14 protein-coding genes are annotated in these 15345 nt (G+C 60.6%); 8 read left to right on the top strand and 6 right to left on the bottom strand.

Annotated elements, in window-relative coordinates; genetic code table 11:
• Window positions 1-77: 77 nt before the first annotated feature.
• Both EET67_RS02705 and guaA read right to left on the bottom strand, forming a co-directional pair.
• Window positions 78-1325: a tyrosine-type recombinase/integrase gene (locus tag EET67_RS02705; RefSeq protein WP_128624644.1), complete on the bottom strand. Its 1248-nt coding sequence runs from the start codon at window positions 1323-1325 to the stop codon at window positions 78-80.
• 319 nt (window positions 1326-1644) lie between these two features.
• Window positions 1645-3207: a glutamine-hydrolyzing GMP synthase gene (gene guaA / locus EET67_RS02700; protein WP_128624643.1), complete on the bottom strand. Its 1563-nt coding sequence runs from the start codon at window positions 3205-3207 to the stop codon at window positions 1645-1647.
• 172 nt (window positions 3208-3379) lie between these two features.
• Between guaA and EET67_RS02695 the strand changes: the two genes are divergently transcribed.
• The 7 genes from EET67_RS02695 (at window position 3380) to EET67_RS02665 (ending at window position 8752) form a co-directional block, all read left to right on the top strand.
• On the top strand, window positions 3380-3586 hold the full coding sequence (locus EET67_RS02695) for a hypothetical protein (RefSeq protein ID WP_128624642.1): 207 nt from the start codon (window positions 3380-3382) through the stop codon (window positions 3584-3586).
• Window positions 3587-3771: 185 nt separating this feature from the next.
• Window positions 3772-4440: a 5-formyltetrahydrofolate cyclo-ligase gene (locus tag EET67_RS02690; protein WP_128624641.1), complete on the top strand. Its 669-nt coding sequence runs from the start codon at window positions 3772-3774 to the stop codon at window positions 4438-4440.
• A 163-nt stretch (window positions 4441-4603) separates the two neighbouring features.
• Window positions 4604-6199, top strand: coding sequence for a cytochrome c oxidase subunit I (ctaD, locus tag EET67_RS02685; protein WP_128624640.1), 1596 nt, complete (start codon window positions 4604-4606; stop codon window positions 6197-6199).
• 55 nt (window positions 6200-6254) lie between these two features.
• A complete protein-coding gene (locus EET67_RS02680) occupies window positions 6255-6968 on the top strand; it encodes a Tim44/TimA family putative adaptor protein (RefSeq protein ID WP_128624639.1) in 714 nt (237 codons plus the stop codon).
• A 101-nt stretch (window positions 6969-7069) separates the two neighbouring features.
• A complete protein-coding gene (locus EET67_RS02675) occupies window positions 7070-7492 on the top strand; it encodes a DUF5602 domain-containing protein (RefSeq protein ID WP_128624638.1) in 423 nt (140 codons plus the stop codon).
• Window positions 7489-8016 carry a plastocyanin/azurin family copper-binding protein gene (locus EET67_RS02670; protein WP_128624637.1) on the top strand — a complete coding sequence of 176 codons (528 nt, stop codon included), beginning with the start codon at window positions 7489-7491 and terminating at the stop codon, window positions 8014-8016. The genes EET67_RS02675 and EET67_RS02670 overlap by 4 nt, the downstream gene beginning before the upstream one ends.
• 31 nt (window positions 8017-8047) lie before the next feature.
• Entirely contained in the window at window positions 8048-8752 is a 705-nt protein-coding gene (locus EET67_RS02665) for an RNA polymerase sigma factor (protein ID WP_128624636.1), read from the top strand.
• Window positions 8753-8831: 79 nt separating this feature from the next.
• Here the strand turns inward: EET67_RS02665 and EET67_RS02660 are convergent, their stop codons facing one another.
• The 4 genes from EET67_RS02660 to EET67_RS02645 form a co-directional block, all read right to left on the bottom strand.
• Window positions 8832-11516 (bottom strand): sensor histidine kinase, encoded by a 2685-nt coding sequence (locus EET67_RS02660; protein ID WP_128624635.1) that lies wholly within the window; start codon window positions 11514-11516, stop codon window positions 8832-8834.
• The gene (locus tag EET67_RS02655) at window positions 11516-11767 is read right to left on the bottom strand and encodes a hypothetical protein (protein ID WP_128624634.1); all 252 of its coding nucleotides are present in this window, start codon (window positions 11765-11767) and stop codon (window positions 11516-11518) included. The genes EET67_RS02660 and EET67_RS02655 overlap by 1 nt, the downstream gene beginning before the upstream one ends.
• A gap of 4 nt (window positions 11768-11771) precedes the next feature.
• Window positions 11772-12143, bottom strand: coding sequence for a response regulator transcription factor (locus EET67_RS02650; protein WP_128624633.1), 372 nt, complete (start codon window positions 12141-12143; stop codon window positions 11772-11774).
• Window positions 12144-12227: 84 nt separating this feature from the next.
• Complete coding sequence (locus EET67_RS02645) at window positions 12228-13736, bottom strand: helix-turn-helix domain-containing protein (RefSeq protein ID WP_128624632.1); 1509 nt, start codon at window positions 13734-13736, stop codon at window positions 12228-12230.
• A 202-nt stretch (window positions 13737-13938) separates the two neighbouring features.
• Between EET67_RS02645 and EET67_RS02640 the strand changes: the two genes are divergently transcribed.
• Window positions 13939-15285: a substrate-binding protein gene (locus EET67_RS02640; RefSeq protein WP_128624631.1), complete on the top strand. Its 1347-nt coding sequence runs from the start codon at window positions 13939-13941 to the stop codon at window positions 15283-15285.
• Window positions 15286-15345: the final 60 nt, after the last annotated feature.

Below are 15345 nucleotides of genomic sequence, written 5' to 3'. Positions count from 1 at the left end.
CTGTGCAACCCCGACCAGCTTCGCCTGATCGGGCGCTCACCGCCGTGCCCTTCATCAACCCAAGCAGGGGGTCCCTTTTACGCGAAAATACGGGGTCCCGATTCCATGGTCATTGACATCGGAACGTATTTCTGGCCTTCTACCCAAGCCTCCACGAGGTTCGCCCATTCCTGCATCATATGGCGGCGCTGGTGCTCGTATTCAGCCTTGTTGTAGATGCCACGGGACGAGCGCCCGTCCTCGTGCGCCAAGCACTTTTCGATCCAGTCACTATTGAAGCCCAGCTCGTTCAGGAGCGTGGAGCCTGTCCGGCGCAGATCGTGAACCGTGAAAGGTTCGAGCAGCAAGCCCTCCTTCTTCGCTCGCACCACGACAGCGGTGGTGATGCGGTTGAAGGTCGCTCGCGACATGGGAGCATCCGCGTCGTAGCGCGATGGCAGCAGATATTTTGAATTGCCGGCGCAGGTCTTGAGCGCAATGAGAATGTCGATTGCTTGCTGCGCAAGATAGACGTTGTGCGCTTTGGATCGCTTCATCCGCTCCTTGGGAATCGACCAGACAGCATTCTCGAAATCGACCTCATCCCAAGTCGCATCCTGTAGCTCACTCTTTCGGACCATGGTGAGCAGGAACAGCTTCATTCCGAGCCGGATCGTGGGCAGCGTGGGCACATGCTCAAGCTGGCCAAGCATGACCCGGATTTCGGGGGGCGATAGCGAACGGTCTTTGGGCACAAAGGTCGCGATGGAGGCAGGCCCAACCTCATCGGCCGGGTTCGGCACCTTTTCCCCGTGAAGGATCGCGAAGGCATAAACGAGCTTCACAATGTCGCGGACGTGGACGGCCGTGGCCGGGGCTCCCCGTGCCTTCACCTTGGCGCACATGGCGCGGAGATCGTCGGGGTTGATTTCGGCCAGCAGCCGATTCCGAAAGGTCGGAAGAATGTCCCGCTCATAGATCGAGCGGCGCATGGCGCGGGTGCTGTCGGCCATCTTTGCCTCCAGCAACCAGCGTTCGCCAAACTCGCCGAAGCTCTTTGCCTCTTTGATACGGCGCTTCTCGCGTTGCTTCTCTCGCGCGGGCGACCGCCCTTCAAGTATGGCACGCTTGGCGTCGATCAGTTTCTCGCGCGCCCGCGCCAGCGACAGGTCGGAAGCGCCGTAGCGGCCCAGCGTCAAAGTCTCCCGACGCCCGTTGAGGCGGTAGTCATACCGGAACACCACCGCGCCCGAGGGATTGACCACGACATACATACCGTCACGGTCCACGACCTTATACAATTTGTCCTTTGGTTTCAGTGCTTTGATACCAGCATCAGTCAGCATTTTGAGCCTCCGAGATCGTTCAAAAACGCCTGAGAGCCACCCAATATACCGTCAGACCAAAAATGGCCTATCTGAACGGCAAATTTATTATTATTATCAAAGGGATAATGTCGCAAAATATACCGTCAGAAGCTCTCTTGCCCCTGACGGTATATTTGTTTTGGCGATGCGACAAGAGTCGCCATACCGTCAGCTATACCGTCTATCGCGAGGTTTACCCCGCGATAGACCGCGATAGACGGTAGAAGATTTATGTAATAATTTCAGTTATTTATGTGCGGAGATCGGCGGTCATCGGCGGCGTTCGGATAGGCCCGAATTATTCCCACTCAATGGTGCCGGGCGGCTTGGAGGTCACGTCATAGACGACACGGTTGATGCCGCGCACCTCGTTGATGATGCGTGTGGCAGCGCGGCCAAGGAAGTTCATGTCGTAGGGATAGAAGTCGGCCGTCATGCCGTCGACCGAGGTCACCGCGCGCAGAGCGCAGACGAACTCATAGGTGCGCCCGTCGCCCATGACGCCGACCGTCTGCACCGGCAGCAGCACGGCGAAGGCCTGCCAGATCGCGTCGTAAAGCCCGGCCTTGCGGATTTCGTCAAGATAGACGGCATCCGCCTCGCGCAGGATCTCCAGCTTTTCGCGGGTGACCCCGCCCGGACAGCGTATGGCGAGGCCCGGCCCGGGGAAGGGATGCCGACCAATGAAATGGTCCGGCAGGCCGAGTTCCTTGCCGAGCGCCCTCACCTCATCCTTGAACAGTTCGCGCAGCGGCTCCACCAGCTTCATATTCATGCGCTCGGGCAGGCCGCCGACATTGTGGTGCGACTTGATGGTGACCGAGGGACCGCCGGTGAAGGACACGCTTTCGATCACGTCCGGATAGAGTGTGCCCTGCGCCAGGAAATCGGCGCCGCCCAGCTTCCTGGCTTCTTCCTCGAACACCTCGATGAACAGCCGGCCGATCGTCTTTCGCTTCTTTTCCGGATCGACTTCGCCTTCGAGTGCATCGATGAAGCGATCGGAGGCATTCACCAGGATCAGCGACAGATTGTAGTGTTCGCGGAACATGGCAACCACATCGGCCGCCTCGTTCTTGCGCATCAGGCCATGGTCAACGAGGATACAGGTCAGCCGGTCGCCGATCGCCTCATGGATCAGCAATGCCGCCACCGAGGAATCGACGCCGCCCGACAGGGCGCAGATCACCTTGCCGTCACCGACCTGCTCACGGATCGCCGCAACCGCCTTGTCGCGGTAGGCGGCCATGCTCCAGTCGCCCTTCAGCCCGGCAATATTGTGCACAAAGTTTGCCAGCAACCTGGCGCCGTCCGGCGTGTGGACAACCTCGGGATGGAACTGCACAGCGTAGAACTTGCGCGCTTCGTCGGCGATGGCCGCGAAAGGAGCACCGGCCGATGTGCCTATGACCCGAAAACCTTCAGGGATATCGGTGACGCGGTCGCCATGGCTCATCCAGACCTGGTGCCTGGTGCCTTTTGCCCACACGCCATCGAACAGCGCGCTGTCTTCCTCGATCTTCAGGAAGGCGCGGCCGAACTCGCGGTGATGTCCGCCCTCGACCTTGCCGCCGAGTTGGGCGCACATGGTCTGTTCGCCATAGCAAATGCCAAGCACCGGCACGCCGGCCTGGAATATGAGGTCGGGCGCGCGCGGGCTGCCTATATCGACCGTCGAATGGGGGCTGCCCGACAGAATGACCGCCTTCGGTCCGATGCTTTCGAAGGCGGCTTCGGCAGACTGGAACGGAACGATCTCACAATAGACGCCGGTCTCGCGGACGCGACGCGCGATAAGCTGCGTCACCTGGCTGCCGAAGTCGATGATGAGGACTGTATCGGGGTGATGGGTGGTTTTCATGGCGGGCATTTAGAGAAAAGCACGAGGCGGCGCAATGGTCTGCCGACGATGTCGTAAAACGGATCGCATTTCTTCACATTCCACATCAGCCTTGCCATGCAATTGCTCGCTGCCGCCTGCGGCATTATGCCATAAGCATCGCATAGCATCGCTCAAGATGGAGAAAACCACCATGGCAATCAACTGGGAAGAACTTGGCGAGGAGGAGCGGACCGCGCTGAAGCGCATGAATCGTGGGCCCTACCCCGCTTTGTCCGAGGCGCTGGCGGAACGGTTGATTTCGCTCGGATTGGCGGAACGGCGGGCTTCAGGCGTCGGCATCAACCGGGAGGGCCGGCAACTGGTGATCGACACGCTACTGGCCGCCCGGGAACAATAGACGCCCTCCCCTTCCGGGATAAATGCAATATTCCTGCTTTAAACTAGCATTTAATTCCGTTTGCCTTCTCCTTTCGTGTGCCACAGAACTTGACCGAGGACGTCCGGAATTCGTCCGGCAACCTGCTTGAATCGCCCGGTCCCGGCTTGCGTCCGTCAAATTTGACGTCTCGTCTGGAGGGCGCAATGACCGACACTGACGATAGTCTGCCGTTCGCTGGCGAATATGCCTCCCCGCCCTGCTTCATGCATGAGTTGGAAACGGGCGAAGGCGCGCAATTGCGGCATCCCGATCCGAAGCTGTGGAATGACGTCACGCGTTGGCGCAAGGCCGAGCGGGAGCGCCTGATAGCGGCGCGACTGGCCGTTTCTCCGGAGGAGCGCATCGTCCGCTCCAACCGGATCGCCGAAAAGCTGACAGTCGCGATCGGACGCGTGAAAGATCAACTGATCGGCGTCTACTGGCCCATTCGCGGCGAGCCGGACCTGCGCAAATGGATGACCGACATCGTCGGCGCCGGAGGCAGGATCGCCTTGCCGGTGGTCATCAAGAAGGGCTGGCCGCTCGAATTCCGCAGATGGGCACCGGGCGACCCGATGGAACGCGGCATCTGGAACATCCTCGTTCCCTCGCACGGCCCCTCGGTCCAGCCGGGCGTCGTCATCGCCCCGCTCGTCGGCTTCGATTCCGCCCGATATCGCCTGGGTTATGGCGGCGGCTTTTTCGACCGGACTCTTGCAGCGATGCCGGCAAGGCCGCTGGTGATCGGCGTAGGCTACGCCACGAGCAAGCTCGGCTCGATCTACCCGCAACCGCACGACATTCCAATGGACGTGATCCTCACCGACGAGTGAGGCGGTCCGGCCGTTGGCCGGGACGGCCAAGGGCAGTCGTGAGTGGCGATCGGGCTTCGCATGATTCGGCGGCACGGCAGGTCGTGCCAGCAGGCCGAATGCGGCGAAGGATTTTACTACCTTCCCGAAGGGGAAGAACATTTTGAGGTCAGCAGGAAGAGAAATGCCACACGACGTAATCGTTCATGAAAGTCACAAGCCCCGCTTTTTTGCCCGTTGGTTCTTGTCGACCAATCATAAGGACATCGGCACGCTTTATCTGCTGTTCTCGATCCTGTCGGGCGTGCTGGGCACATTCCTGTCGGTAGCGATCCGCATGGAACTGCAGGAGCCGGGCTTGCAGATCTTCAACGACCCTGGCCTCTACAATGTCTTCGTCACCTCCCACGGTCTGGTGATGATCTTCTTCGTCATCATGCCGGCGATGATCGGCGGCTTCGGCAACTGGTTCGTCCCCATCATGATCGGCGCGCCGGACATGGCGTTCCCGCGCATGAACAACATTTCCTTCTGGCTGCTGGTCGCCTCGCTCATCCTCTTCATCATGTCGATGTTCGTTCCAGGCGCACCGGGAACCCTTGGCCATGGCGGCGGCTGGACCATGTATCCGCCGTTCTCCGCTTCGGGCCAGCCCGGCCCGGCGGTCGATCTCGTCATATTGTCGATGCATCTTTCGGGCGCATCGTCGGTGCTGGGTGCGATCAACTTCATCACCACCATCTTCAATATGCGCGCGCCGGGCATGACGCTGCACAAGATGCCGCTCTTTGCCTGGGCAATGCTAGTCACCGCCTTCATGCTGCTCCTGGCGCTGCCGGTGCTGGCCGGCGCAATCACGATGGTTCTCACGGACCGCAATTTCGGCACGTCCTTCTTCGTTCCGGAGAACGGCGGCGATCCGATCCTCTACCAGCATCTGTTCTGGTTCTTCGGCCATCCTGAGGTCTACATCATGATCCTGCCGGGCTTCGGCATCATCAGCCATGTCATTTCGACCTTCTCCAAGAAGCCGATCTTCGGCTATCTCGGCATGGCCTATGCCATGGTGGCAATCGGCGTGATCGGCTTTGTGGTGTGGGCCCACCACATGTTCACCGTCGGCATGTCGGTGGATTCACAGCGCTATTTCGCCTTCGCCTCAATGGTGATCGCCGTTCCGACCGGTGTGAAGGTGTTCTCGTGGCTGGCGACGATGTGGGGCGGCTCGATCACTTTCAAGACGCCGATGCTGTGGGCGGCCGGCTTCGTCCTGCTCTTCACTATCGGCGGCGTCACCGGTGTCGTGGTCGCCAATCCCGGCGTCGACCGGATGCTTCACGACACCTACTATGTCGTGGCGCATTTCCACTATGTGCTCTCGCTAGGTGCCGCATTCGCGATCTTCGCCGGGTTCTACTACTGGTTCCCGAAAATGTCCGGCTACATGTACAACGAGACCCTCGGCAAGTTGCATTTCTGGCTGATGTTCGTGGGCGTGAACCTGGTGTTCTTCCCCCAGCATTTCCTCGGCCTTGCCGGCATGCCTCGCCGCTATGCAGACTACCCGGATGCCTTCGCCGGCTGGAATTACATCTCCTCGATCGGCTCCTACATCTCGACGGTCGGCCTGGTGGTCTTTTTCATCGCCGTGGCAGAGGCTTTCATCAAGAAGCGGCGGGTCGGCAACAACCCGTGGGGTGCCGGCGCGACGACACTGGAATGGACACTGTCGTCACCTCCCCCCTTCCACCAGTTCGAAAAACTTCCGCACATCCGATAAGCGCCAGACGAGGGGCAGTTCCGAAAGGGCTGCCCCTTTACGCAGGAACAGGGTCATGAACGAAACGGCCAATCTGGAGATCTACCTCCCTTATATCGTCCTTGTGATCTACTATCTGGTCGCGTTTCGCTTGTGGCTGCCAACCCAACCAAAAGATCCGCTGGCAGAAAACGAAAAACCCGACAACAAGCTTGCCCCGCCATTGCCGGATCCAGCGTATCGACAAGCACTGCAAGAGCCGTCCGCAATCCATAAAGCTCCGACCTTGAACGGGGACGCCCTTGCCGCAGTCCGGGCGCTCGATAGCCAATTCGACGAAAAGGCGTTCCTCGACGGCGCCGTCCGGGCCTTCGAAATCATCCTCACCGCCTATGCGAAGGGCGACCGCCCGGTGCTGGAAAGTCTCCTCGACATAGGACCGCTTTCCGTCTTCAACGCCACCATCATGCAGCGTCAGCACAAGCACCAGACGCTTGCGCTGTTCCTGGTGGGAGTGGGCCAAGCGCAGATTGTCGATTGCAAGATCAACGGCAGCCTGGCCACGATTACCGTTCGCTTCGTCAGTGACATGATTGTCTCAACTCATGCCGAAGACGGGACCGTTATTGACGGCGACCCCGAGCAGATCGCTCGCATGACGGACAGATGGACATTCCGGCGGGACCTGAGCTCAAGCAATCCCAATTGGAAGCTTGCCGCAACGAGGCCTGACGATAGCTGCAATGCTGCCCGGCGGGCCGGACATGCGAAAGACGCCATTTCGCTCTGACGCGATTGGCAACAGACCATCGGGAACCTTTCCGGCAAAGCTGCATCGAATGGTTCGAGCCCGCCACATAATGTGGCTGCGTTCGCCTAAGGAGATGTTCGATGAAACTTATTCCCACCGCACTGGCAATATTGCTTGCCGGCTCATTCTCTGCCTTCGCCCATGACGTACCGGCGGAAATTGCCAAGGCCCCGCCAGCCGGCGCCTTCAAGGCGGTCAGCAGCCTGGTGAAGCTGCCGGATTTCCTTCCCGGCATGGGCCAGCTTTTCGTTGATCCGGCAAGCCTTCCGGCAGGACCGTTCCTTGCCTATGATCATGACGGCAAGCTGGTAAGCACGATCTACATGCTGCCGGTCAAGGACCTCAACCCGGACAAGAGCTTCAACGATCTCGCAGCCCCCGGCGGCAATGTCGACCATGTTGATGTCTACTACAATGCCGGCCACCCCGGCGTCGAGGAACCGCATGTCCACGTCGTCCTGTGGCACGTCTCGGCCGCCGACGAAGCGCTGGTCGCCAAATGATCCTGACGCGCAGACGCGTGATGAAGGTCGGTGGGGGTTTCCTCGCCGCCCTTGTCACCAGACCGGCATTTGTCTGGGCTGACGACATCATCGAGGTCGTCATGCAGGGCAAGGCCGACGGCTCGCATGTGTGGTACGATCCGGTCGGCATTCATGTCAAACCGGGCCAGACGATCCGCTGGACCAATCGCGACCCCGGTAACTCGCATACGGTCACGGCCTATCACCCCGAAATATTCGACCGGCCGCGGCGCATCCCGGCTGCAGCCAAACCGTGGGATTCCGACTATCTGCTTCCCAACGAATCCTTTTCGGTGACACTCACCGTTGAGGGCGTCTACGACTATTACTGCGTCCCGCACGAGCACGCCGGAATGGTGGGCCGGATCGTGGTCGGCAACCCATCTTCGAATGAAACCGCTGGCGCAGCAGACGCCGACCTGACACCATTGCCCGAGGTCGCGCTGAACGGCTTTCCGTCAGTAGATGAAATAGTCGCCAAGGGCATTGTTCATAGCGTCTGAACAGGCTGGAGCGGCAGAAAGGCAGGCTCTCATGCGATTGGCACTCGTACAAGAACAGGGCACGCTCAATGGATATAGCGATGAAAAGCTTGTCGAGCTTGCCCGACAGGGAAGAGAGAACGCCGTTCGGGCGCTCATCAAACACAACAACCAAAGGCTGTTTCGGGTCGCCCGCTCGATCGTGCGCAATGACGACGAGGCCGAAGACGTCGTGCAGGAAACCTATGTCAAGGCATTCACCAAGCTCGACTCCTTCCACGGCGATTCCCTGTTCTCGACGTGGATCACGCGAATTGCGCTCAATGAGGCACTCGGGCGGATGCGGCGGCGGCGGCCTACTGCCGAACTCTCGGAAATCGACATGGCGGTCGGCGCCAACAAGGGTTGCGTGATCATGTTTCCAACCTCACTCATGCCGCCTGGTGCGGATAGCGAGTTAGCCCGCAAGGAAGTACGCGCCTTCCTCGAACATGCCGTCGATGAGCTTCCCGATACCTTCAGGCTCGTCTTCATTCTTCGCGACATCGAAGAAATGAGCACGGAGGAAACCGCAACCCAGTTGGGCCTGAAGCCGGAGACGGTCAAGACACGTCTTTATCGGGCCCGCCGCCTGATGAAGGCGACGATCGAAAAGCACCTGTCGGCACAGTTTTCCGAGCTGTTCCCGTTCGACGGCGCGCGCTGCGAACACATGGCTGACCGAGTGATCGCCAGGCTTCGCGATATCCGCAACTGAGCAAACCCATGCCACCGATCGGCAAAGACCGCCCCCTTTGCCGGTCGCTCCAAGTGAATCCACTTGGCTGCAACATGCTCTATGGCTGATGCAATGGCAGGCGAACGATGAACTCGGCCCCGCCGATTTTGGCATCGGAAAGACCAAGTTCGCCGCCGAACCGTTCGACGATCTGACGGCTGATCGGCAGTCCCAGCCCGACGCCGCGATGGCGCGTCTGCTGCCCCCGATAGAATTTCTGGAAGATCTGGTCGCGGTCCCGCTCAGGGATGCCCTGCCCGTTGTCTGCTATGCGCAGTTCATAGACGGTTTTGCGCGTGCCGCCTGAAATGGCGATCTCCGGTTCGGCGTTGGAATTGTGCTTGATCGAATTGGAGATCAGATTGATGAAGACCTGCGCAAGCTGATCGCGGCTGCCCATGATGCGGGCGTTGCGGGCACGGCGGCGGCGAATGATCGAGGCGCCCGCCGCTCGAGCCAGGGGCTCGCAGGTGGCGATTGCCTGATCCAGCGCGTCTTCCGGGTCGAAGCTTGTCGCCTCCCAGGGCTGCATGCCCGGCTCCATCAGGTTCATATCGAGGATGCCGTCGAGCAGGCGGGTCAGGCGGAAGCTCTCGGACTGGATGATGCCGAGGAAATGGAGCTTCCGCGTTTCGTCCAGGTCGCGATTGTTGAGCAATATCTCGCTGAAGGAGCGGATCGAGGTCATCGGGGTGCGAACCTCATGGCTGACTTGGCTGAGGAATTCGTCCTTGCGCACATCGATCTCGCGCAGCCTTTCATTGGCTTCGGCAAGTTCGGCCGCCGTTGCCTCTATCTGGCGCGATTTGCGCTCAAGCTCGGCGGAATAGGCGCGGATCTGCTCGGCCTCGCCGGCAAGGCGCTTCAATTCATCGACGCTGATGGTTTCGTCGGTGACGACCCGCGACACCAGCGAACGCGCCGATGCCGCGCCGACATTGGCGGCCAGCCGCTGCTCGACCTGTGAAATCAGCTCATCGCTGGCAATCACCGCTTTCTCCGCGGCCGCGCCATGTTCGAAAAGCTGTACTGCTTCCGAAGGCCCCAATATCCGATCGGCGATCTGTCGCAGATCCGAAACCCGAGCCGTGCGGCGGATGACCCCCAGCTCGCTCTCGGTCTGGCGGCGGAAGATATCGATGAAAAGAGTCGCCTGAAACCGCGTGAGCGGTGTTGGTTCCCGCAGCAGCGATACACCGATGAGCAAGGCGGAATTGACAGCCATGCTCCAGAACAGCGCGTGAACCAGCGGGTCGAAGGCCTCCAGTCCGAACAAGGCGTGCGGCCGCAGCCAACTCCAGCCGAACAGTCCATGCTCGATGACATCCGATGACAGCACGAAGGCGCCTTCGAAGCTCGGCAGGAAAAGCGTGTAGCACCAGATGAGGAACCCGGCACCGAGACCGGCTATGGCGCCGCCATGGGTAGCGCGACGCCAATAGAGGCCGGCGACAAGGGCGGGGAGCGGCTGGATAAGGCCGCAAAACGAGATGAGGCCGATCGAGGCCAATGCATCCGATGTCCGGCTTATCCAGAAATAGACGAAGCCGAGAAAGACGATGAAAATGATGCTCAGGCGCCGGGTGACGAGGATAAAGCTGCGCACGTTCTGGCTGCTGCCGGTCGGCACCATCGAAAAGCGCATCGCGATCGGCATGATGATGTGGTTGGAGATCATCGTCGAAAGCGCGATCGAGGAAACGATCACCATGGAGGTTGCCGAGGAAAAGCCGCCGAGGAACGCGAGCAACCCCAACGAGCCCTGCCCCTCGGCCATCGGCAATGCCAGAACGAACAGATCGGGGTCCGTGCCCTCGGGCAGGAAGTTCAATCCGGCCATGGCAATCGGGATCACGAACAGATTGATCAGGAATAGATAGAGCGGAAACATCCATGAGGCGGTGCGAAGCTGCTCCTCGCTGGAATTTTCCACAACCGTGACCTGGAACTGGCGCGGCAGGCAGATGACCGCCGCGCCAGAAAGGAAGCACAGAGCCACCCAGCGCTCGCCGAAGCTTTGCTGCGGGTTGAGCAGGCTTACCGGCGCGTTGCGGAACATCTCTTCCGGCGTGCCTGAAAGAGCAAGGTAGACCCAGAGCCCGACCACCAGAAACGCTACCAGCTTGACCAGCGCCTCAAGCGCGATGGCGGCGATAACGCCGTGATGGCGCTCATTGACGTCGATATTGCGCACGCCGAAGATGATGGAGAACACGCACAGGCCGGCGGCGAGCCAGAAAGCGATGGCAAAATCCGGCTCCAGACTGCCTGCGGCGGCCGCCACCGCCCCGGCGGGGAATGTGATGACCTGGAAACTGGCGCTGATCGCCTTCAGTTGCAGGGCGATGTAAGGGGTGATCGCCACCAGCGCCAGAACGGTTATCATAGCGCCCAGGGCCGGATTCTTGCCGAAACGGGCGGAGATCAGGTCGGCGATCGAGGTGGTGTGGTAGGTGCGGCCGATGGTGACGAGCTTCCGCAGGAAAATCCACCACCCCACGAAAACGATTGTCGGGCCGAGATAGATGGTTGCGAATTCAAGCCCGTTCTTGGCCGCCGAGCCGACCGATCCGAAGAACGTCCAGGACGTGCAGTAGATGGAAATCGACAGCGTATAGACGAGCGGCGAAGACAGCCAGCCGGCCGGGTTCTTCCTGGCGCGCCGGTCGCCGACGAAAGCGACCACGAACAGCACCGCCACATAGGCCAGACAGACCAGGACAACGAGATTGGCCGGCAGCATCAGGGGCCACCGTCGCGGCGCTGCGGATCATGATCCGTGAGCCTGCCAATACGCCGCGCCAGCAAGAATGCCGCCAGAATGATCACCGCCCAGATGCCAAAAATGTAAATGACGATCAGCGGAACGCGCCCGGGCTCGGTCGGTCCGGCAAAAATCCAGATGAGCGGTGGTGCCAGAAGTGCGGCGGCGGCAAACGGCAGGATGGTCGCCGCGTCGCGCAGACCCTGCCGGTCCGGCTCCTCGGAGGCCAAGGCTCTAGCCTCCCGTCAGTTCGCTGACGCGCTGGACGATCTCGGCATTCGAAAATGGCTTGGTGATGAAGGCGGTTGCACCGATTGCCTCGGCAGCCTGCCTGTCTGCCGCCTGCCCCTTGGCAGTCAGCACGATCACCGGCATGTCTTTCAATTCCCCATCCGAGCGCACTGATCTCAAGACATCAAAACCGTTGATGCCGGGCAGCATCAGATCGAGAATGAGGGCAGAGTATACTTGGCGGCGCAGCCGCTGCAGGGCCTCCGCCCCGTCGACAGCCGTCTCTATGTCGAAGCCCGCCCGCCCGAGGATGAAGCTCAGGGACTCGACGATATTCGGCTCATCCTCGACAATCAGCACGCGCGCTTTCGACAATTGCCGGCTTCCCTCCCATTCACCGAATTCTTTCCATTCTACACATTTCTCGAAAACCCAGCATAGTTCTTTGTGATTACCGGGTCAGATGACCAGGGCCGCCTCCTGCCGATGGCCGCAGTTTTCGCGCGGGCACAGGCGGCATGTCGTGCCGACGGGAACGGTGGTTTGCGGGTTGGACTGGTCTATGCCGTCGGCATAGACCACACGCCCGGCTTCGGGAGCCGGACAGGCAAGCATGATCGACAGAAGATGGCGGGGGAAGGTAACCGCTTGCGGTCCCTTCTCTACCGCCCTTGCAAAAAACAGGAAACGGTCTCCCGAAGGCAGCGCGCCGAAGGCCCGCGCCGTCGCCCCGGCATTCTGGAAGGCGGAATAGATCACCCAAAGCGGGCAGGCATTGCTGTAGCGGGGCAATGGAAGCCGCGGCAGTGAAAGACGTTTGGTGACATAACCCGATGGGTCGGAGCGCATGAAAGCGAAATGCACGCCCTCCGCACCCGGCCGGCGCAAGGTCGCGAGGCGATGGGCGGCCTGCTCATAGGAGACGTCGAACTGGCTGGAGAGCGCGTCAAGATCATAACGCCAGCGCTCGGCGGCGGCGAGGAACGGCTCGTAGGGCATCAGAACCGCGGCAGCGGCATAGGCATGGAGCGCCGAGGTCGCCAGCGTGCGCGCAGCCTCCGAAGCAAGCGACGGGCTGGCATGGACAAGTCGTGAGACCTTGTCGCCGGCAAGCGTCGCCGACATGGCCTTCAGGATGCGAAAGCGCCTCGACCGGGCGGTTTCCGGCGTGGCTCCCGGAACACCGGCTGCCGGTGACGGCGCCGCCTTTTCGTGATCGGCGACCATCATCTCTATGAGAGCGTGATGGGAGGCACCGCTTCGCGCATTGCGCCTCAGAAAGCCCTCGCCCAGTTGCTCCAGTTCGGCAAAGTGGTTGTTCGATTCGAATATGAAGGTGTCGACATGTTCCATCGCGGTGCCGGAGCGCACGCGCATGTCGGCATTGTCGAAGAACTCGGCCAGGGATCTTGCAGCCGTGGAGAGCCGCTCGCTGTCGGCTGCGACGATAGACAGAAAGCGCCGGCGCTGCGCGTCGCTCAGGTCGTCGTTCTTCTCCAGGATTTCCGACGCCGACCGTATCGCCGTCACATTGGTCAGGATGCGATGGACGCTCTCGCCCAGGAAAGGGTCGCGGCTTAGCCTGTCGGCAAGCGCTAGCACCGCCTGATTGCGGTCGATGAAGGCACGGTAGAGCTTCAGCACCAGATCGGCCCATTCGGGATTCCGCCCGACAAAATCCGCAACGGTTCGGGAGTGTTCGGACGACCCGGCAATCTCGGGGTCGGCGATCAGTTCGTTCAGGGCATCAACGATGCGCCACTCGGACGTATCGTCGAGTTCGGTGCGCGAAATGCCGAGGGCGACAGCAATGCGATCCAGCAGGCCACCGGCGATCGGCCGCTTATTGGCTTCGATAAGGTTCAGATAGGACGGCGAAATGCCGACCCGGCTGGCCAATTGTCCCTGTGTCAGGCTGGCTGCCCGACGGTGCGTTCTTATTTTGCGTCCCGTCAGATTGCGATCCATCCCGGCCTCCTGCTCACAATTTGTAAATTATTGACAAGAACGAGCGATTGCAATCACAAAATAACACAAAATAATTCAATTAAACCAAAGACTTATTGTTTTCATTACACGAAGGCGCAGTATGTGCTGCGAGGTGTACGAGCGCCTCCGTCAGCCGGCAACACTAGCCGGCGAGGAATTCGTTCAAACGGGAGGATCCGGAATGAGTTTTAAGGTAATCGACAGGCGCGTGTTCTTGAGGAACACGGCCATTCTCGGCGCAGGCCTTGCCGCACCGATGCATTTTGTACGCGGTGCCTATGCAGAAGATGTTTCCTGCAACATGCCCAAGGGCGATACCGTCACCTTTGGCTGGAGCGTACCGCTGACCGGCCCCTATGCCGACGAAGGCGCAGATGAGCTGAAGGCATTCCAGCTTGCCGTCAAGCACCTGAATGGTGAAGGCGACGGCGGCATGATACCGACGATGAAGCCGGGTGCGCTGAAGGGCAACGGCGTGCTGGGCAAAAAGGTCGCGCAGGTCCACGGCGATTCGCAGACCAAGACCGACGCGGCCCGCGACAACTCCAAGCGTATGATCGAGCGCGACGGCGCGATCATGATTTCGGGCGGGTCGTCCTCGGCCGAAGCAGTGGCCGTGCAGAGCCTGTGCCAGGACATGGGCGTCATCCACATGTCCGGCCTCACCCACTCCAACGACACCACCGGCAAGGACAAGAAGCGCTACGGCTTCCGTCACTTCTTCAACGCCTACCAGTCGGGCGTTGCGCTCGGCCCGGTCATCGGCGAGGCCTATGGCAAGGACCGCAAGGCCTATCACCTGACGGCCGACTACACCTGGGGCTGGACGCAGGAAGAATCGATGAAGGCCGCCACCGAGGCGATGGGCTGGCAGACGGTCGCGGCCGTACGCACGCCGCTCGGCTCGGCCGACTTCTCGCAATACATCACGCCGGTCCTCAATTCCGGCGCCGACGTGCTGATCCTCAACCACTACGGCAAGGACATGGTCAATTCGTTGACCCAGTCGGTCCAGTTCGGCCTGCGCGACAAGGAAGTGAACGGCAAGAAGTTCGAGATCGTCGTGCCGTTGTTCTCCGAACTGATGGCGCAGGGCGCGGGCGATGCCGTCAAGGGCATCTACGGCACCAGCAACTGGGACTGGAAGCTCGACGACGAAGCCACCAAGGCCTTCACCAAGTCGTTCGGCCAGGAATATGGCGCGCCGCCCTCGCAGGCCGCACATACCTGCTACGTCCAGGCGCTGCTCTATGCCGATGCCTGCGAACGCGCCGGAACCTTCTTCGCGCCTGCGGTGATCAAGGCCCTGGAAGGCTTCGAATTCGATGGCCTGGGCAACGGCTCCACGCTCTATCGCGCCGAAGACCATCAGTGTATGAAGTCGTGCCTGGTCGTTCGCGGCAAGGAAACCCCGAAGGACAAGTACGACCTCATGGAAATCGTCAAGGTCGTCCCGCGCGAGGTGACCACCTACGATCCGTCGATCTTCGGCGGCGAGCTTGGACCATCCGACGCCAAGCAGTGCTGACCCACTGACCTTTGCCCGGCTGCCTCGGCGGCCGGGCTTTCCATCGTCATCAGTGACGGA

This window comes from Borborobacter arsenicus, from assembly GCF_003934165.1.
Lineage (GTDB): Bacteria > Pseudomonadota > Alphaproteobacteria > Rhizobiales > Rhizobiaceae > Pseudaminobacter > Pseudaminobacter arsenicus.
This window is presented reverse-complemented; position numbering and strand designations above follow the sequence as displayed.

Coding starts and splice junctions, on each gene's coding strand:
- ctaD (WP_128624640.1), top strand. CDS start 4,604: ATGCCACACGACGTAATCGTTCATGAAAGTCACAAGCCCCGCTTTTTT.
- EET67_RS02665 (WP_128624636.1), top strand. CDS start 8,048: ATGCGATTGGCACTCGTACAAGAACAGGGCACGCTCAATGGATATAGC.
- guaA (WP_128624643.1), bottom strand. CDS start 3,207: ATGAAAACCACCCATCACCCCGATACAGTCCTCATCATCGACTTCGGC.
- EET67_RS02645 (WP_128624632.1), bottom strand. CDS start 13,736: ATGGATCGCAATCTGACGGGACGCAAAATAAGAACGCACCGTCGGGCA.
- EET67_RS02680 (WP_128624639.1), top strand. CDS start 6,255: ATGAACGAAACGGCCAATCTGGAGATCTACCTCCCTTATATCGTCCTT.
- EET67_RS02660 (WP_128624635.1), bottom strand. CDS start 11,516: ATGCTGCCGGCCAATCTCGTTGTCCTGGTCTGTCTGGCCTATGTGGCG.
- EET67_RS02670 (WP_128624637.1), top strand. CDS start 7,489: ATGATCCTGACGCGCAGACGCGTGATGAAGGTCGGTGGGGGTTTCCTC.
- EET67_RS02640 (WP_128624631.1), top strand. CDS start 13,939: ATGAGTTTTAAGGTAATCGACAGGCGCGTGTTCTTGAGGAACACGGCC.
- EET67_RS02695 (WP_128624642.1), top strand. CDS start 3,380: ATGGCAATCAACTGGGAAGAACTTGGCGAGGAGGAGCGGACCGCGCTG.
- EET67_RS02690 (WP_128624641.1), top strand. CDS start 3,772: ATGACCGACACTGACGATAGTCTGCCGTTCGCTGGCGAATATGCCTCC.
- EET67_RS02675 (WP_128624638.1), top strand. CDS start 7,070: ATGAAACTTATTCCCACCGCACTGGCAATATTGCTTGCCGGCTCATTC.
- EET67_RS02705 (WP_128624644.1), bottom strand. CDS start 1,325: ATGCTGACTGATGCTGGTATCAAAGCACTGAAACCAAAGGACAAATTG.